At 72.0% G+C, this 17,166-nt stretch carries 17 protein-coding genes and 1 pseudogene; 4 read left to right on the forward strand and 14 right to left on the reverse strand.

Annotation, left to right across the window (positions count from 1 at the left end; all coding sequences use genetic code 11):
- Positions 1–130: 130 nt before the first annotated feature.
- The 8 genes from rho to FV227_RS23305 form a co-directional block, all read right to left on the reverse strand.
- On the reverse strand, positions 131–1,396 hold the full coding sequence (rho, locus tag FV227_RS23270) for a transcription termination factor Rho (protein ID WP_147728289.1): 1,266 nt from the start codon (positions 1,394–1,396) through the stop codon (positions 131–133).
- 694 nt (positions 1,397–2,090) lie between these two features.
- Positions 2,091–2,630, reverse strand: coding sequence for a ferritin-like domain-containing protein (locus tag FV227_RS23275; protein WP_147728285.1), 540 nt, complete (start codon positions 2,628–2,630; stop codon positions 2,091–2,093).
- Between the two features lie 165 nt (positions 2,631–2,795).
- Positions 2,796–3,023 (reverse strand): type II toxin-antitoxin system HicB family antitoxin, encoded by a 228-nt coding sequence (locus FV227_RS23280; protein ID WP_147728284.1) that lies wholly within the window; start codon positions 3,021–3,023, stop codon positions 2,796–2,798.
- The gene (locus FV227_RS23285) at positions 3,020–3,262 is read right to left on the reverse strand and encodes a type II toxin-antitoxin system HicA family toxin (protein ID WP_147728283.1); all 243 of its coding nucleotides are present in this window, start codon (positions 3,260–3,262) and stop codon (positions 3,020–3,022) included. Before FV227_RS23285 ends, FV227_RS23280 begins: the two co-directional genes overlap by 4 nt.
- A 111-nt stretch (positions 3,263–3,373) precedes the next feature.
- On the reverse strand, positions 3,374–3,997 hold the full coding sequence (gene coaE / locus FV227_RS23290; protein WP_147860016.1) for a dephospho-CoA kinase: 624 nt from the start codon (positions 3,995–3,997) through the stop codon (positions 3,374–3,376).
- 10 nt (positions 3,998–4,007) lie between these two features.
- A complete protein-coding gene (locus FV227_RS30035) occupies positions 4,008–4,850 on the reverse strand; it encodes a shikimate dehydrogenase (protein ID WP_244033441.1) in 843 nt (280 codons plus the stop codon).
- On the reverse strand, positions 4,838–5,902 hold the full coding sequence (locus FV227_RS30040; RefSeq protein ID WP_147728160.1) for a cation diffusion facilitator family transporter: 1,065 nt from the start codon (positions 5,900–5,902) through the stop codon (positions 4,838–4,840). Before FV227_RS30040 ends, FV227_RS30035 begins: the two co-directional genes overlap by 13 nt.
- 9 nt (positions 5,903–5,911) lie before the next feature.
- Positions 5,912–6,556, reverse strand: a complete 645-nt coding sequence (locus FV227_RS23305) for a Maf family nucleotide pyrophosphatase (protein ID WP_147728161.1) — start codon at positions 6,554–6,556, stop codon at positions 5,912–5,914.
- Between the two features lie 348 nt (positions 6,557–6,904).
- Here FV227_RS23305 and FV227_RS30480 point away from each other — a divergent pair.
- Positions 6,905–7,051 (forward strand): annotated as a pseudogene (locus FV227_RS30480) (putative addiction module antidote protein); the annotation flags it as partial.
- Here the strand turns inward: FV227_RS30480 and FV227_RS23320 are convergent.
- Positions 7,038–7,868, reverse strand: coding sequence for a pyruvate, water dikinase regulatory protein (locus FV227_RS23320; protein ID WP_147728162.1), 831 nt, complete (start codon positions 7,866–7,868; stop codon positions 7,038–7,040). The pseudogene FV227_RS30480 and the gene FV227_RS23320 overlap by 14 nt on opposite strands.
- A 597-nt stretch (positions 7,869–8,465) precedes the next feature.
- Between FV227_RS23320 and FV227_RS23325 the strand changes: the two genes are divergently transcribed.
- Together FV227_RS23325 and hemJ are read left to right on the forward strand one after the other, a co-directional pair.
- Positions 8,466–9,623: a uroporphyrinogen decarboxylase gene (locus FV227_RS23325; protein ID WP_147728163.1), complete on the forward strand. Its 1,158-nt coding sequence runs from the start codon at positions 8,466–8,468 to the stop codon at positions 9,621–9,623.
- 289 nt (positions 9,624–9,912) lie between these two features.
- A complete protein-coding gene (gene hemJ, locus FV227_RS23335) occupies positions 9,913–10,359 on the forward strand; it encodes a protoporphyrinogen oxidase HemJ (protein ID WP_147728164.1) in 447 nt (148 codons plus the stop codon).
- A 143-nt stretch (positions 10,360–10,502) separates the two neighbouring features.
- On the opposite strand, the gene FV227_RS23340 is transcribed toward hemJ, so the two are convergent.
- The gene (locus tag FV227_RS23340; protein WP_147728165.1) at positions 10,503–10,790 is read right to left on the reverse strand and encodes a hypothetical protein; all 288 of its coding nucleotides are present in this window, start codon (positions 10,788–10,790) and stop codon (positions 10,503–10,505) included.
- Between the two features lie 365 nt (positions 10,791–11,155).
- Here FV227_RS23340 and FV227_RS23345 point away from each other — a divergent pair, with 365 nt between their 5' ends.
- Entirely contained in the window at positions 11,156–11,530 is a 375-nt protein-coding gene (locus FV227_RS23345) for a lysozyme inhibitor LprI family protein (protein WP_147729613.1), read from the forward strand.
- 262 nt (positions 11,531–11,792) lie between these two features.
- On the opposite strand, the gene hisG is transcribed toward FV227_RS23345, so the two are convergent.
- From hisG to FV227_RS23375, 4 genes are all read right to left on the reverse strand, one after another.
- Positions 11,793–12,788: an ATP phosphoribosyltransferase gene (hisG, locus tag FV227_RS23350; protein WP_246686611.1), complete on the reverse strand. Its 996-nt coding sequence runs from the start codon at positions 12,786–12,788 to the stop codon at positions 11,793–11,795.
- Positions 12,785–13,969, reverse strand: coding sequence for an ATP phosphoribosyltransferase regulatory subunit (locus FV227_RS23355; protein WP_147860017.1), 1,185 nt, complete (start codon positions 13,967–13,969; stop codon positions 12,785–12,787). Before FV227_RS23355 ends, hisG begins: the two co-directional genes overlap by 4 nt.
- A gap of 744 nt (positions 13,970–14,713) precedes the next feature.
- On the reverse strand, positions 14,714–16,240 hold the full coding sequence (gene hisS, locus FV227_RS23365; protein ID WP_147729065.1) for a histidine--tRNA ligase: 1,527 nt from the start codon (positions 16,238–16,240) through the stop codon (positions 14,714–14,716).
- Positions 16,241–16,625: 385 nt separating this feature from the next.
- Positions 16,626–17,129 carry a DUF3429 domain-containing protein gene (locus FV227_RS23375; RefSeq protein WP_147729066.1) on the reverse strand — a complete coding sequence of 168 codons (504 nt, stop codon included), beginning with the start codon at positions 17,127–17,129 and terminating at the stop codon, positions 16,626–16,628.
- Between the last annotated feature and the right edge of the window lie 37 nt (positions 17,130–17,166).

The raw sequence follows: 17,166 nt of genomic DNA on the forward strand, positions 1-17,166 counted from the left end.
CTCCCGACCCTCGCTCACGCGAGGCCCACCCTCCCCCGCTTAAGGGGGGAGGGAAGAGGTACGGCGCATATGAAAAAGGCCCCGATCCAAGGATCGGGGCCTTCTTTTTCGTCCGAAGGCCCGAAACCCCTCAGGTGTTCATCGAGTCGAAGAAGTCGCCGTTGCTCTTGGTCTGGCGCAGCTTGTCCATCAGGAACTCGATCGCGTCGGTGACGCCCATCGGGTTGAGGATGCGGCGCAGCACGTAGGTCTTCTTGAGCGCGTCCGGGGGAACCAGCAGCTCCTCCTTGCGGGTGCCCGAGCGGGTGATGTCGATCGCCGGGAAGATGCGCTTGTCCGAGACCTTGCGGTCCAGGATGATCTCGGAGTTGCCGGTGCCCTTGAACTCCTCGAAGATCACCTCGTCCATGCGCGAGCCGGTGTCGATCAGCGCGGTGGCGATGATCGAGAGCGAGCCGCCCTCCTCGATGTTGCGGGCCGCGCCGAAGAAGCGCTTCGGGCGCTGCAGCGCGTTGGCGTCGACGCCGCCGGTGAGCACCTTGCCCGACGACGGCACCACGGTGTTGTAGGCGCGCCCGAGGCGGGTGATCGAATCCAGCAGGATGACCACGTCGCGGCCGTGCTCGACCAGGCGCTTGGCCTTCTCGATCACCATCTCGGCGACCTGCACGTGGCGGGTGGCCGGCTCGTCGAAGGTCGAGGCGATGACCTCGCCCTTCACCGAGCGGATCATGTCGGTGACCTCCTCCGGCCGCTCGTCGATGAGCAGCACGATGAGGTAGCATTCCGGGTGGTTGATGGTGATCGACTGCGCGATGTTCTGCATCAGCACGGTCTTGCCGGTGCGCGGCGGCGCGACGATCAGCGCGCGCTGGCCCTTGCCGATCGGGGCGACGATGTCGATGATGCGGGGCGAGAAGTCCTTCTTCGGCGGCGCGTCGAGCTCCAGCTTGAAGCGCTGGGTCGGGAACAGCGGCGTCAGGTTGTCGAAGTGGACCTTGTGCTTGATCTTCTCCGGGTTCTCGAAGTTGATTGTGTTGACCTTGAGCAGCGCGAAGTAGCGCTCGCCGTCCTTGGGGCCACGGATCGGGCCTTCCACCGTGTCGCCGGTGCGCAGGCCGAAGCGGCGGATCTGGGTCGGCGAGATGTAGATGTCGTCCGGGCCCGGCAGGTAGTTCGATTCCGACGAGCGCAGGAAGCCGAACCCGTCCTGCAGCACCTCGCAGGTGCCGGCGCCGATGATCTCGACCTCCTTGGCCGCGAGCTGCTTCAGGATCGCGAACATCAGCTCAGCCTTGCGCATGGTCGAGGCGTTCTCGACCTCGACCTCCTCGGCGAAGGCGATCAGGTCGGTCGGCGTCTTGGACTTGAGGTCCTGGAGCTTGACCTCGCGCATGGCGTCGAGGTCGGAGGCCGCGAGCGCGCCCTCGGTCGACGGGGTCGGGTCGGGCAAGTTCGAGTCGGGCAAGTTCGAGCCTGGGATGTCCGCGAGGGCGGAGACGTCGGACTGTTCGTTCATGGGATGTCTTGAACCGACGAAAGCGAAGGTTGAGGCAGGGAGCCTGGCAATCGGGAGAGGGCGCCGGATGTCTGGCCGCAAACGGTTGCGGCGGACCCGTGCATCGTCTGGGCGGAGCCCCGGGGGCTCACGGATGCGGCGGCGGCGCTTTTTTTAGGAGGGCAGACCACGCATATCGCGTTTTCGATGCCGGCTCAAGGGGGTGGGTTTCCGAGGCCTCGCTCCGACCGGAGGCTCGCGCGGAGCGGGCGGATCGGAGCGATGGGCGTCGCGGTCGCGGAACCCGCCGTCGTCATCCCGGGGCGCCGCGGACCTGCCCGGCATCCAGAACCGCAGGTCGCGCTGAAGATGGCGCCGGCGGCGGCTCCGGATCCCGGGCTCTGCTGCGCAGCCCCGGGATGGCAGGGTCGGTCTCGAACCGAGAGGTGAGAAAGCCGTCTCGAAGCGGATGGCCGGATCGGCCAATCCCCGCAGGACCGGATCGCTCGACGCACGACGCGCCCCCTCCCCCGTGCGGGAGAGGGGGCGCGTCGTGCGCTGCGATGCGGGGACGGGGTCGTTCGGTGCGCGCCTACGCCGCCTTGCGGCCGCCCTTCTTGCCGGCGGGCTCCTCGGTCGGCTCGGTGCCATCGAGGTTAAGCTTCTCGGCGATCTCCGAGAGCAGCGCGTCGGTCTTCTTCTCCTCCTGCAGGGTCTCGTCGAGGAGCTTGGCCGCGTCGGCGTAGCCGAGCTGGGCGGCCCAGGTCTTCAGGGTGCCGTAGCGGGCGATCTCGTAGTGCTCGACCGCCTGGGCGCAGGCCGCCAGCACCGCGTCGGCGGCGGGGCTGTCGCCGAAATCCTCCAGGTCCTCCTCCATCTCGGAGGTGATGCCCTGCATCGCCTCGCAGGTCTTGGCGCGGGCCGGCTTGCCGATGATCTCGAACACCTGGCCGAGCCGCTCGACTTGGTTGGCGCTCTCCTCGGCATGGGTCTCGAAGGCCTGGCGGAGCTCGGCATGCTCGGCGGCCTTGGCCGACTTCTTGAGCGCCTTCACCGACTGCTTCTCGGCGTAGTAGACGTCCTTCAACGTCTCGTAGAACGCATCGTGCAGCGTCTTCGGCTTGGTGGCCATGGCGGATGTCCTTCGGGTGCGTCGCGGGCGGCCCGCGACGGCAGGCGGCCCCTGGGCTGCCAACCCGCCGCCCCCGCATCGGCTCCCGACGAAATATCGCCCCCTGTGGAGGAACCGAACGCCGTCGGGCGGCGGCGGACGTCGGCCGAGGACGGCGCGTGCCGTTCAGCCGACAGCCCGCTGCAGCGCGTGCGAGGGAGGGGGCACGGCATGACCGAGCTCGCGAGCCATGGCGATCCACGCGTCGATCGCGTCGCGGACGTTCACGAGCGCTTCCTCGGGCGTCTCGCCGTCCGACATGCAGCCGGGGAGATCGGGCACGGTCGCAGCGAAGCCGCCGCCGTCGTCCTGGGTCAGTGGGGAGATCACCACGGGGTAGGTGAGTTCGCTCATGGCGCGGCTCCGACCTTGTCGATGAACCGAACAAGTTCGCGGATATACCACCCCTTGATCGGCCGAGCGGCGGGGATCGTCAACTTTTCGAATTGCGACCGGTGGCCGACCCGATAGTGCGAACCGCCGCCCCGTGGTGGATGGCAAGCTACGTCGAACTCGGCGCAGAGCGCAGCGATGTCCGACACGGTCCACCCAGCCGCGGGATTGGCCCGCATCGCTTCCAGGCGTTTCGACATGCAGCACCACCTCCTGATTCGAAGGCAATCATTAACGGTGATGCGTTAATTCTTATTGATCCGGCAGTTTATCGCGAATGGGTTAGGACCAGGTTAATCGCTGGAGCCACGTCAGCGATGTCCCGCCTGGTCGGATATCCGCGCGACGATCCGCGCCACCTCCGCCTCGGCGGCGGCGAAGCCGAGGCTCGTGTCGATCACGTAGTCGGCCCGCGCCCGCTTCTCGGCGTCCGGCATCTGCTTGGCGCGGATCGCCTCGAAGGCGGCCTCGGTCATGCCGGGGCGGGCGAGCACCCGGGCGCGCTGCACCGCGGGCGGCGCGGTGACCACGAGGACGGCGTCGCAGCGGGTCTCGCCGCCGGTCTCGTAGAGCAGGGGCACGTCGAGCAGCACCAGCGGCGCGGCCGCGTGGCGCTCGAGGAAGGCGTGGCCGGCGGCGCGGACCAGCGGATGGACCAGCCCTTCCAGCGTCGCGAGCCTGTCCGGCCGCCCGAGCACCGCGTCGCGCAGGCGGGTGCGGTCGACGCCGCCGTCGGGCGCGAGCGTGCCGGGGAAGGCGGCGCCGATCGCCTCGGCCGCCGCGCCGCCCGGCCCGTAGAGCGCATGCACCGCCGCGTCGGCGTCGTGCACCGGCACGAAGCGGGCGGCGAACATCGCCGCGGTGGCGGACTTTCCCATGCCGATCGAGCCGGTGAGCCCGAGCACGAACGGTTTTTTGCGCGCGGTGTCGCTCATCCAGGCCAATCTATCCCGGCAGGTCGGCCACGACGACGGCGCGCAGGGCCTCCGTCACCGCCGGGCGCACGCCGAACCAGGCTTCGAAGCCGGGCACGGCCTGGTGCAGCAGCATCCCGAGCCCGTCGACGGCGGCAAGGCCGCGGGCGCGGGCGGCGGCAAGCAGCGGCGTCTCCAGCGGCACGTAGACGATGTCGGCCACCGCCGCGCGGGCCGGCAGCGGGCCGAGGTCGAGGCCGAGCGGCGGCTGGCCGGCCATGCCGAGCGCGGTGGTGTTCACCAGGAGCCCGGCCCCCGGCATCGCCTCTGGGATCGCGTCCCAGGCGATCGCGGTGGCGATGCCGGGGGCCAAGGCCGCCACGGCCTCCGCCCGCTCGCGGGTGCGGTTGGCGACCACGATCCGCGCCAGGCCGCGCTCGGCCAGGCCGACGACGATGGCGCGCGCCGCCCCGCCGGCCCCGAGCACCAGCGCGGCGCCGGCCCGCTCGGGCCAGCCTTCGCCGAGGTTCCGGTCGAGATGCGCGGCGAAGCCCGGCGCGTCGGTGTTGTCGCCGGCGATGCGCCCGTCGGCGCCGACGACCAGCGTGTTGACCGCGCCGATCGCCCGCGCCCGCGGCGTCAGGCTGTCGCTCAGCGCGAAGGCCGCCTCCTTGTGCGGGATCGTGACGTTGCCGCCGGCAAAACCCGATTCCGGTAGCCTGCGAAAGAACTCGGCGAAGTCCGCCGGCGCGACGGCGATGCGCGCGTAGCTGCCGGCGATCCCGTGCTCGGCCAGCCAGTGCCCGTGGATCAGCGGCGAGCGCGAATGCGCGATCGGGTGGCCGACGACGAAGGCGCGCCTCACGCGACGCACTCCCGCGCGAGGAGGCAGGGCGGCCCGCCGGCCTCCTCGATCTGCACCGTGGCGTGGGCGATGCCGAAGCGGGCGCGCAGGGCCTCGGCGATCTCCACGAGGAAGCCGTTGCCCGGATGGCCGTCCGCCATCACGAGATGGGCCGTCAGCGCGATCTCGGTGGTGCTCATCGGCCAGATGTGGAGGTCGTGCAGGCCCGAGACCCCGTGACGGGCGCCGAGATAGGCGCGCACCGCGTCCGGGTCGATGCCCGGCGGCACCGCGTCGAGGGACATCGCGACGCTGTCGCGCAGCAGGCCCCAGGTCGCCCAGACGATGAGCCCGGCGACGACGAGGCTGACGGCGGGGTCGATCCAGTCGAGGCCGGTGGCGAGGATGATCAGGCCGGCGAGCACGACGCCGGCCGAGACCGCGGCGTCGGCGGCCATGTGCAGGAAGGCGCCGCGGATGTTGATGTCGCCCTTGGCGCCCGACGCGAACAGCCAGGCGGTGACCCCGTTCACCAGGATGCCGAGGCCGGCCACCACCATCACCGTGGTGCCGGCCACCGGCTCGGGATGGATCAGGCGCGAGACCGCCTCCCACAGGATCGCGCCGGTGGCGACGAGCAGGAACACGGCGTTGAACAGGGCGGCCAGGATCGAGGAGCCGCGCAGGCCGTAGGTGAAGCGCGCGGTCGAGCGGCGCTTGACCAGCACCGAGGCGACCCAGGCGGCCACCAGCCCGAGCACGTCGGAAAGGTTGTGGCCGGCATCGGCCACCAGCGACATCGAGTTGGCGGCCCATCCATAGCCGGCTTCGATCACCACGAAGGCGGCGTTGAGCCCGATGCCGATGGCGAAGGCACGTCCGAAGCTCGCCGGCGCGTGGACGTGGCCGTGGCCGCCATGACCATGTCCGGCATGGCTGTGCCCGGCATGGCTGTGCCCGGCATGGTCGTGACCCGCGTGGTCATGCGCACCGTGATCATGGCCGGCATGGTCGTGGCCCCGGTCGTGCCCCGCATCGGGATGCCGGTGCCCGGCAGGGTCGTGGTGATCGTGTCCCGCCATGTCGCGTCCCTAGAATGCCAGGAGGCCCTTGGCCCGCAGCCGCGCGAGCAGCGGCAGCAGCGGCAGGCCCAGGATGGTGCTGTGGTCGCCCTCGACCCGCTCGAACAGATGGATGCCGAGCCCTTCGAGCTGGTAGCCGCCGACGCTCGCCCGCACGCGCTCCGCGCCCGCCAGCGCCACGTAAGTCGCGATCGCCTGGGGATCGAGCGGGCGCAGGGTCAGGCGCGCGGTCTCGACGAAGCTCTCGACCGCGCCGTCCTGCGCCAGGGCGACCGCCGCGTGCAGGAGGTGGGTGCGCCCGGCCAGGCGCGCCAGCTGCGCGCGCGCCGCGTCCAGGCCCGCGGGCTTGTGGAACACCGCGCCGTCGCAGGCGAGCACCTGGTCGGCCCCGACGACGACGCGGCCGGGATGCCGCCCGGCGACCGCCACCGCCTTGGCCTCGGCGAGCCGCAGCGCCAAGGCCTCGGGCGAAAGGGTCCCGGACGAAGTCCCGGGATCCGGGCCGGCGCAGGCCGCCTCGACCGCGCGCTCGTCGACGCCCGGCGCCGTCGTCTCGACGGCTAGGCCGGCGCTCTCCAGCAGCATCCGCCGCGTCGGGCTGGTCGAGGCGAGGAGGAGCGGCGCGGACCCGAGCCAGGGGGAGGAAGGCTGCATCCCGCCGGAGTGTCACGGATCGGCGCGCGCCCGCAAGCCGATCGTCGCCGGGCGCGACGCGCAAAGCCCCGCCGTCCGGGATGAACCGGGCGACGAGGCCGGCGGGACCGATACGCGACGCTGGCCCCGAGACGAGTCTACCGCGACCCGGGTTAGCGGGTGGTCAACGGCGTGGGTGCGGGCGGGTGTGCGTTGCGGGACGGGCCGTGGGCCCAGCATCGGGCCGACGAAGTGTCGCTTCGAAGCTGCATCGCTGCTCACGCCGGCGATACGCCGCCCGCGCGTCCTTGCCGGAAGGCGGCGCGCGCCCACGGAATGGCCCGGATCGCCTAGGCGACCGGCCGATCGCGGGAAAGCCTCTATCGCGCCCTGTCGAACCGCGGGAATCCGCAGCTCGCGACCTTCATGGGCGTGCTCCGGGCCTCGGGCCTGGAGCCCAGCATCCGCCCGGCCGGCAGCAGGGCGGGCGTGAGGGCCGGCCTCACGCCGCGATGAACTTCAGCCGGTGGTCGCGGTAGAGGTCGAGGATCGCGGCGGCGGTCTCCTCGATCGAGCGGCGGGTGACGTCGATGGTCGGCCAGCGGTTCTTGCTGAACAGGCGGCGCGAGGCGGTGATCTCGTCGGCGACCGCGTCCTTGTCGACGTACATCGAGGAATCGTCGGCCTTGAGGCTGAGCAGCCGGTTCTGGCGGATCTGGACGATGCGCTCGGGCGACGCGATCAGCCCGACGACGAGGGCCTTGCGCACCCGCTCCAGCGCCGGCGGCAGCGGCATGCCGGGCACGAGCGGCAGGTTGGTGGTCTTGAGCCCGCGGTTGGCGAGGTAGATCCCCGTCGGCGTCTTCGAGGTGCGGCTGACCCCGATCAGGATCACGTCGGCCTCCTCGAGGTCGTCGGGCAGGTTGCCGTCGTCGTGGGCCAGGGTGAAGTTCATCGCGTCGATGCGCTTGAAGTACTCCGCGTTGAGCGTGTGCTGCGCCCCCGGCCGCGCCGCCTTCTGGGTGCCGAGGTAGGATTGCAGCAGGTTGTGCACCGGCTGCAGCACCGAGAGGCAGGGCGAGCTCGATTCCCGGCACGCGCTCTCCAGCCGCTCGCCGAGATCGCCGCCGACGAGGGTGTAGAGCACGAGGCCCGGCGCCGCCTGGATCTCCGAGATCACCCGCTCGAGCTGCGGCCCGGAGCGCACCAGCGGGTAGACGTGCTCGATCGCCGAGACGCCCTCGTACTGCGCGGCGGCCGCGCGGCCGACGTTGATCAGGGTCTCGCCGGTGGAATCCGAGACGAGGTGGAGGTGGAAGTAGCTGCGGCTCATATCCGTGCCCCTCGCCGCCCGCACGCGTCCCCGCAGGGCGCCGACCGCATCCGGCGGCCGGAGGAGACGATGTCGGAACGCGCGGCCGCTCGAAGCATCCGGTCTCCTCGGAATCGGGAAAAAGGGACGAAACGCCCTTATCCACCGCCGGCCGTCAGGGGAGTCGATGAGTGTGGATAGGATGGCCCGCCGGCCCGGTCCAGCCGGAGACCGCGAAATCCATCGACTCCGGCGTCAACAGGCCGTCATCATCGGCATGGCGGAATCCGTGCGCCTGGGAGAATCCGGGACGCAGGCACGCGCACGGCTCCGTCGCACCGCGCAAGGCGCTGGCGGGACTGGCCTATCGCAGACATTAGCGGCAATCCGTTAAAGCCTGCTTAACGGCGTTGCGGCCGGGAGAGCCTGTGGACACGGTTGCGATCCCGTGACTCAGCCTCCAAGAGAAAAAACAGAGTCCTAGAATCTCTCTTCTCTAAGATAGAGCCGGCCTGGGGACGGCCTCGTCGCGCCGCGACGGGGACCGGACGAACGGGCCTTTCGAGAACGAGACCTGAGCCCGGCAGGGCGGAACGGGAGGCGGCATTGGGGGACAGGATGGCCACGCAGGGCACGGTGCAGGGTGGTCCCGACCGCAAGGTCCTCAGGGTGCTCGCCGGCGAGGCGGTCTCGCCGCCCCCCGCCTGGATGATGCGCCAGGCCGGGCGCTACCTGCCGGAGTACCGGGCGACGCGGGCGGAGGCCGGCTCGTTCCTGGACCTCTGCTACAGCCCGGACTTCGCCGTCGAGGTCACGCTGCAGCCGATCCGGCGCTTCGGCTTCGAGGCCTCGATCCTGTTCTCGGACATCCTCGTGATCCCGCACGCCCTCGGGCAGGACGTCCGCTTCGTCGAGGGCGAGGGGCCGCGCCTCGATCCGCTCGAAGGCCGGGCCGCGTTCGAGCGCCTGCGCCAGGCCGACGACCCGGCGATCTTCGCCCATCTCGCGCCGGTCTTCGAGACGGTGCGGCGCCTGCGGGCGGAGCTGCCGCCCGAGACCACGCTCCTGGGCTTCTGCGGGGGCCCCTGGACGGTGGCGAGCTACATGATCGGGGGACGGGGCACGCCGGACCTCGCGCCCGCCCGTGCGCTGGCCGAGGCCGACACGGGCCTGGTCGACGCGCTGATCGACCGCCTGGTCACGGTGCAGACGGCCTACCTCGTGCGCCAGCTCCGGGCCGGCGCCGACGCGGTGCAGATCTTCGAGTCGCATGCCGGCACGCTGCCGCCGGCGCTGCCGCCGGGCACGGCGCTGGTCGAGCCGGTGGGCGACGTCTCCGACAGCGCGCTCCCCGAGGAGACCGAGCGCGACGCGCTGAGCCGCTGGTCGTTCGGGCCGATCGCCCGGATGGTCGCCGGCATCCGCGCCGAGGTGCCGGATGCGAAGATCATCGTGTTCTGCCGCGGCGCCGGGCTCGAGGGCCATGCCCGGGTGGTGCCCGAGACCGGCGCCGACGCGGTCGGCGTCGACTGGTCGATCGACCTCAAGGCCCTGCGCGACCGGGTGCCGGCGACGACGGTGACCCAGGGCAACGTCCACCCCGACACGCTCATCGAAGGCGGCGCGGCCCTCGACGCGGCCGTCGACGCGGTGCTCGAGGCCACCCGCGGCCTGCCGCACATCTTCAACCTCGGCCACGGCATCACCCCGCAGACGCCGGTGGCCCACGTGGAGCAGATGCTGGCGCGGTTGAGGGGCGGCTCGCCGTCCTCCTGAAAAGCGTCCGAGAGGCCGCGCATCCCCTCGCCCCGCCTGCGGGGAGAGGGCCGCGACGACCTCGTCGTCGTCGCGGCGAGGCGGCAGCCGACGGTGAGGGGGCTTCGACGGCGGAGCCTCGTTCGTCCGCGCCCCCTCACCGCCGCTTCGGCTTCGCCGCCGCTTCCCACAGGCACGAAGAGGTGCCTGTGGGCCTCTCCCCGCACGCGGGGAGAGGGGAAACGCGCCCTATCCGTGCGATGTCGGAGACGTGCGCCCTGTCCGACCATCCCATCCGGAACCCTCGCCCGTGCTCGACACCCTCTATCCCTGGATCAAGGCGTTCCACGTCGTCGCGGTGATCGCGTGGATGGCCGGGATGCTCTACCTGCCGCGGCTGTTCGTCTATCACGCCGCCCTCCCCCCCGGGCCGGGCGCGGCGGCGCAGTCGGCGACGTTCAAGGTGATGGAGCGGCGCCTGCTCAAGGCGATCATGAACCCGGCGATGATCGTCACCTGGGTGCTCGGGCTGACGCTGGCCTGGACCAGCGGCGCCTACGTCACCGGGTGGCTCCAGGCGAAGTTCCTGCTGGTGCTGGCGATGAGCGGCATCCACGGCTGGCTCGCCCGGATGGTCAAGGACTTCGCCGCCGACCGGAATACCCGCGGCCATAAGTTCTACCGGGTGCTCAACGAGGTGCCGACGCTGCTGATGATCGTCATCGTCGTGCTGGTGATCGTGAAGCCCGGCCTCTAGGGCATGTTCGAGTGCGATGGATGCCGGATGGAAAGACACCTTCGATCGCCGTGCGGCCGCGTCCGCGCGCCGGGTCGGGACGATCCGTCGTCCCGGCTCGGCGCGCACATCGATCGGCCGGCGGCAGAGGATCGATCCGGACCTCAGTAGCCCCAGTACCGGAGCCGCTGCGCGTACCCGGCGTCCCGGTAGGACTGAACGCGTCGAACATGGGCGGCGTGCGCGTAGGCATCGGCCGCCGCGTAATCCCCGTACAGCGCCGCGACGTTGGCGGCATGCTGATCGCGTCGGGCCTGGATGGCGCGGACGTCGGCGGCGTGCGCGGCCTGATCCGACGCGTACTGAGCGCAAGCGCCCGTATTCACGAGGACGAGCGCGCCGAGCGCGACAGATACCGACTTGATGGTGGAAGTCTTGCTCTTGATCTTCATGGGAACACCTCAAGGAGCGACGCTTGTTCCGCACGTCGCACCGCGATCACACCTCGCAGCGTGTTAATCCGGCATGAACTACCGCTGGTTGGAAGCTGTCCGGGCGGGGGGATGATCTGGCCGATTCCGAATCCGGTCTCAGCGTGCAGGGCAGGCCCGAGCGCCGCCCGAACGGGATGCCGGCGAGAGCGGGGCGATCGCGGTCCGGAGATCGTCGGCGGAGGTCGAGCCATCCCCCGCCCGACGCGGCTGCGACCGCAGGGGGCCGTTCTGTCGGCGGCGCCGAAAGAAGCGATTTTTCCGTTCGGTTAGCCCGGCCGGCATGCGATGGCGAACGCATCGCCGCCGCACCCCGTTGGACCGCCATGACCTTCGCCATCAAGCCGAGCCTCGTCCTGCCTGTCCTGCCTGTCCTGCCCGTCCTCGCCCTCCTGCTGGCCGCCGGGCCGGCCCGGGCCGCGAGCTTCGACTGCGAGGCGGCGAAGGCCGCCGACGAGCGGGCGGTCTGCACCACGCTCGCCCTGAACGACCGCGACGTCGAGATGGCGACCCGCTTCGAGATCCTGAAGGACGTGCTGCCGATGGGCGGCCGCGCCAAGCTGCGCGACGACCAGGAGACCTGGCTCGCCGAGCGCCGCGCCTGCGCCGCCGACACCGCCTGCCTCAAGGCGATCTACGACGCGCGCCTGACGGTGCTGCGCGCGGTGCAGTCGGAATTCGCCAAGCAGGGGCCGCAATAGGCGACCGGTTGGTGTTCCCAACGATGCGGGACCGGGACATGAGACGGGAGTTGCGCAAGCCGTACCCGCTCATCCGGGCCGCCCTCTGACATGCGAAAGGAGGCCGAAGCCTCCTCACGCCGTGGGGCGGGGCCTGCCGGAACCCCGCAATGCGCTCCTGCCATCGATGGGGGACGGCAGTGCTACGGCAGGCAGATTGTCACCGTGTCGCCCACGAGAAGACATCGAGCACGGCACGGGGCGTCTTGCCAGATTGCAGCCGCTACAGCCGCGCCAGGAGCCGCTCCGCCAGCGGGTTCTCGGCGGCGAAGGCGTAGTCGATCCGGCGGACGGTGACGGCCCTGGCGCCGGCCCGGACCAGGGCGTCGGCGAGGTCGAACACCGCGTCCGCGGGACAGCGCATCACGATCTCGCCGTCGGCCCCGCGCGGGGCGCCGTAGGGCAGCTCGGCCTCGTGCAGGCCGCTGATGCTGGCGAGGTCGATCGCGCCGGAATCCGGCATCGCGGCGCGGACCTCGCGGGTGGTCCGCGCCCGCTCCTCGGCGGCGATCCGGCCGAGCACGGCGCGCAGCGCGTCGCGCTGGTGGGCGCCCCAGGGCGCGTTGAGCGAGGCGACGAGGTTGGCCTCCGAGCGCAGGATCACCCCATCGTCGAGGATCTTCAGGGCGTTGGCGGCCAGCGTCGCGCCGGTGGTGGTGATGTCGACCACGATCTCGGCCGAGCCCGCGGCCGGCGCGCCCTCGGTGGCGCCCAGGCTCTCCACGATCCGGTAGTCGGCCACCCCCTTCTCCGCGAAGAAGCGGCGGGTGAGGTTGACGTACTTCGTGGCGATGCGCAGGCGCCGTCCGTGGCGGGCGCGCATCTCGGCGGCGACCTCGTCGAGGTCGGCCATGGCGCGCACGTCGATCCAGGCCTGGGGCACGGCCACCACCACGGTGGCGTTGCCGAAGCCGAGCGGCGTCAGGAGCTCGACCTGGCCGTGCACGTCGGGCAGCGTCTCGCGGATCAGGTCCTCGCCGGTGATGCCGAGATGGGCCGCGCCCGAGGCGAGCTGGCTCGCGATCTCGGAGGCGGAGAGGTAGCGCACCTCGACGCCGGCCACGCCCACGAGCTTGCCGCGGTAGTCGCGCGCGCCCGCCCCCTGCGCCAGGCGCAGGCCGGCGCGGCCGAAGAAGGCGGCGGCGTTCTCCTGCAGCCGGCCCTTGGAGGGCACGGCCAGCACCAGGGGGGCGTCCGGGATGTCCATGGTCTCGCTCATCGGGCGGCTCCCGCCACGGGTCGGCCGGCTCCCGCCGCGGGGTCGACCCAGCGCGCGACGCGGTCGACCCAGAAGGTGCAGCCGACCGCCGGCTGCGCGGTCGCGCTGCCGAGATGGGTCAGGAGCCCGTCGTAGCGGCCGCCGCCGACCAGCACCGGGCCGGCGCGGTCCGTCGTCGCCGTCACCTCGAAGATGAAGCCGGTATAGTAGTCGAGGTTGCGCGCGAAGGCGCCGGAGAAGCGAAAACCCTCGAGCGCCAGGCCGCGGGCGGCGATGAAGCCGTTGCGCTCCTCGAACAGGTCGAGCGCCGCCTCGAGCGCGTCGTGGCGCAGGCCCGCGTCGCGGACGAGGCCCCGCAGGTCGCGGGCGGCGGCGTCCGGGTCGCCCCCGATCGCGCGGTAGCGGTCGACGAGCGCACGGTTCTCGGCGTTCAGGCCGGCGCCGCCGTTGGCCTGGGCCGCGGCCTTGGCCAGGAACCGCTCGGCGATCTCGCCGGCGCTGCGCCCGCCCACCGCCGAGATCCCGGCGATCGCCAGCACGTCCTCGACGAAGGCGCGGACGCCGCGCGGGTCCTGGCCCTGGATCGCGGCGAGCAAGCCCGCATGCGGGTCCTCGGGCTGGGCGGCGTTGGTGACCGCGTCGAGCGAGCGCCCGGCCGCGAGCGCCCGCAGCGTCCGGCGCTTGGCGGCCGGCGGCACGCTCAGGGCCTCCAGCAGCGCCACCGTGAGCCCCATGTCGCCGAGGCGCACGCCCGGCGCCGCGTGCCCGAACAGGGCGAGGCCTTCCAGCGCGATGCCGAGCACCTCGGCATCGGCGGCCGGCGTGTCGGTGCGGCCGATCGATTCGATGCCGGCCTGCAGGAACTCGTCGGGCTCATCGGCCGCCAGCCGGAAGACCGGGCCGCAATAGCTGTAATCGGCCGCCTGCCCCTCGGCCTGCGCGCGATGCAGGCGGCAGACGGGGATCGTCAGCTCCGGCCGCAGGCACAGCTCGGCCCCGTCCGAGCCCTGCGTCACGAAGATGCGCCGGCGGATGTCCTCGCCGGACAGTTCCAGGAACGGCTCCACCGGCTGCAGCACCGGCGGCGTCACGAAGCGGTAGCCGCCCTGCGCGAGATGCGCCGAGAGCCGCGCCTGCGCGAGCCCGTCCGCCCCCATCTCTCCTGCCTGCGGTCGCGTCATGATCCTGCCCGTCGTCGTCGAGCGGTTCTGTAGCAACCGGAACCGGGCTTGGCGACCGCCCCGCCGCCGCGCACGGGCGCGAATGAACACGCAGGGGCGAACCTGTGGGACGCGGCGGCCGTGCGGCGCCCGGCGCACCGGCTCTGATGGGTCCCCAACCCGATGGGAACCGGCTCCGATGCGCGCCCCCCTCGCCTTCCTCCCGGCGACCTTGGCCCTGGCGATCTGGGCCCTGGCGACCTTGGCCCTGGCGACGTTGGCCCTGAAGACTTGGCCGCTCCTCGCCGCGCCGGCGCGGGCGGAAGTCCCTCGCGACGCGCTCCGGGGCGAGCGCAACGCGGTCTACGCCGAGGCCGGCTGCTGCTTGCCGCACGCCGCGCGGGCTCCGCGCCTTCGGCAAGGCCGGCTGCCGCTACGGCGACATCGCCGACGTGCCGCTCCCGGCGCGAAACCGCGCCAAGGTCGCCGAGATCCAGCGCCGGGAGCGCGCCGCCGGCTGCCCGCGCTGAGGGGGCCGCCGCTCTTCCCTCCCCCGACGGATCTCGGGCTCGCCCGAGATCCGCACCCCGTGTGCCCCAGTCGGGCAGGCCCGACTGGGGTGCGGGACAGGGTGGCCCGCGAAGCGGGTCGGGAGAGGGAGCGCCGTATCCGGAGAGGTCGCTCCCCTCTCCCGACCCTCGCGTGAGCCGAGGCCCCCCCTCCCCGCAGTGGGGGGAGGGAGAGTCTGACCGTTGGCGCTTGCCTTCAGGCCTCGTCCGAAAAGTGCTGGGCCAGCACCTCGCGCACGCGGGCGACCATCTCGGCCTCCGGGCAGGAGAACTGCGCCGGCCGGGCGGCCTTCCACTCGGCGTTGCTGGCGATGTTGCGGGCGGCCTCGGCGCCGGCGATGAGGTCCTTGACCTGGACCTCGCCGGCCGCGCGCTCGTTCGAGCCCTGGATGATCGCCACCGGGCTGCCGCGGCGGTCGGCATACTTCATCTGCGCCTTCATCCCGGCCCCGCCGAGGTAGAGCTCGGCCCGGATGCCGGCCTGCCGCAGGGTGGCGACGAGCCGCTGGTAGGCGGCGATCTCGTCGCGGTCGAGCACCAGCACCACCACCGGGCCGGGCTTCGCCGCCGCCTCGACGAGCGGGCTGCCGGTGAGCTGCAGCGCCGAGAACAGCCGCGACACGCCAATGGAGAAGCCGGTGGCCGGCACCGGCTCGCTGCGGAACCGCCCGACGAGCCCGTCGTAGCGCCCGCCGCCGGCGACCGAGCCGAAGCGCACGGTCTGCCCGTCCTCGTTGACGACGGGGAAGGTCAGCTCGGCCTCGTAGACCGGGCCGGTGTAGTATTCGAGCCCGCGCACCACGGAGGGGTCGACGCGGATGCGGTCGACGCCGTAGCCGGCCGCGTCGACCAGCGTGGCGATCGTCCGAAGCTCCTCGATGCCGGCCCGCGCGGTCTCGTTCTCGCCGAAGGCCGAGAGCAGCGCGTCGACGAAGGCGAAGCGCTCGGGCGCCGTGTCCGAGCCGCCGCCGAGCAGCAGCGCGATCACCTTGTCGGCCTGGCCGGAATCGAGCCCGGCGCCCTTGGTGAAGTCGCCCGATTCGTCCTTGCGGCCGGGGCCGAGCAGCAGGCGCACGCCCTCGGTGCCGAACTTGTCGAACTTGTCCATCGCGCGCAGCACGGTCAGGCGCTGCCCGGCCTGGGCGTCGCCGGCGAGCCCGATCGTCGCGAGCACGCCGTCCAGCACCTTCCGGTTGTTGACCTTGATCACGTACCGGCCGGCGAGCCCGAGCCGGTCCAGCGTGTCGGCCATCAGCATGCAGGCCTCGGCATCGGCGGCGACCGACGGCGCGCCGACGATGTCGGCGTCGAACTGCATGAACTGGCGGAAGCGGCCCGGCCCCGGCTTCTCGTTGCGGAAGACGAACCCGTTGCGGAAGCTGCGATAGGGCTTGGGGATCGCGTCGAAGTTCTCGGCCACGTGGCGGGCGAGCGGCGCGGTCAGGTCGTAGCGGAGCGAGAGCCAGGCCTCGTCGTCGTCCTGGAATGAGAACACGCCCTCGTTCGGGCGGTCGAGGTCGGGCAGGAACTTGCCCAGCGCCTCGGTGTACTCGACGAACGGGGTCTCCAGCGCCTCGAAGCCGTAGAGCTCGAACGTCGCCCGGATCGTCTCCAGCATTCGCCCCTGCGCCGCGATCTCGGCGGCGCGGCGATCGACGAAGCCGCGCGGCAGGCGGGCCTTCAGGCCGGGCTTCTCGCCGGTGTTGGAATCGGCCTTGGACATGACGGTTCGTTTCGATCGCGCGCTTCGGGGGTCGCTGGGCTGTATCGCGGCGGCGGGGGCAGCGGCAAGCCGGCGGCTTGGCGACGGCGTCGCGCGACCGGATCCCGACGGCATGGCACGACGCCCGCAGATGGATCGCGGGGAGCCCCTCTCCCCGCACGCGGGGAGAGGCTCAGCGGCACCTCGTCGTGCCGCTGAGCAGCGGCGGCGAAGCCGAAGCGAGGGTGAGGGGGTGCGATCGGAGGAGGCTCCTCGGTCGAAGCCCCCTCACCGTCGGCTGCCGCCTCGCCGTGCTCCCCGACAAGGGGGAGACACGGCCCTCTCCCCGCGTGCGGGGCGAGGGGATGCACGGTTGGCGACGCGCCCGGTGGGTCGACGCGGCGACCTAGTACGGCGAGATCCACTTCAGCCAGAGCAGGGCCGCGAGGCTGATCACCGCGATCGGCATCTGCAGCGGGCGCAGGCGGGCGAAGAACAGCGGCGCCTCGCCGGCGCGCGCGGCGATCGGGTCGAGCACGGCGATGGCGGCGTAGCCGACGATCAGGAGGCCGAGCGCCGGGATCGCCTTGCCCATCACCACGGTGACGAGGGCGGAGAGCCCGAGCACGAACAGCCCGAGCATCGTCGCGATCTGCATCACCGTCGGGCCGCCCTCGGTGCGGAAGCTGACGCCGCGGCGGACGCCCGCCAGGAACAGCAGGATCGCGGCGCCGTAGAGGATCGTCATCAGGGCGACGAGGTAGTCGAGCGGCTGGCCGCGCATCCACCAGGCGGCGGCGGCGCCGGCCGCCAGCGGCAGCATCGGCCCGTAGCCCAGCACCACGCTGAGCCAGGGCGTCTCGCGCGATTCGTGGGCGGTGAAGGTGCGTCCGGTGGCGTCGTCGCGCATGGGAGGGGGCCGTTTCCGTGTTGTCTCGGACAAGGGG

The sequence above is a fragment of the Methylobacterium sp. WL119 genome (assembly GCF_008039875.1).
Taxonomy (GTDB): Bacteria; Pseudomonadota; Alphaproteobacteria; order Rhizobiales; family Beijerinckiaceae; genus Methylobacterium.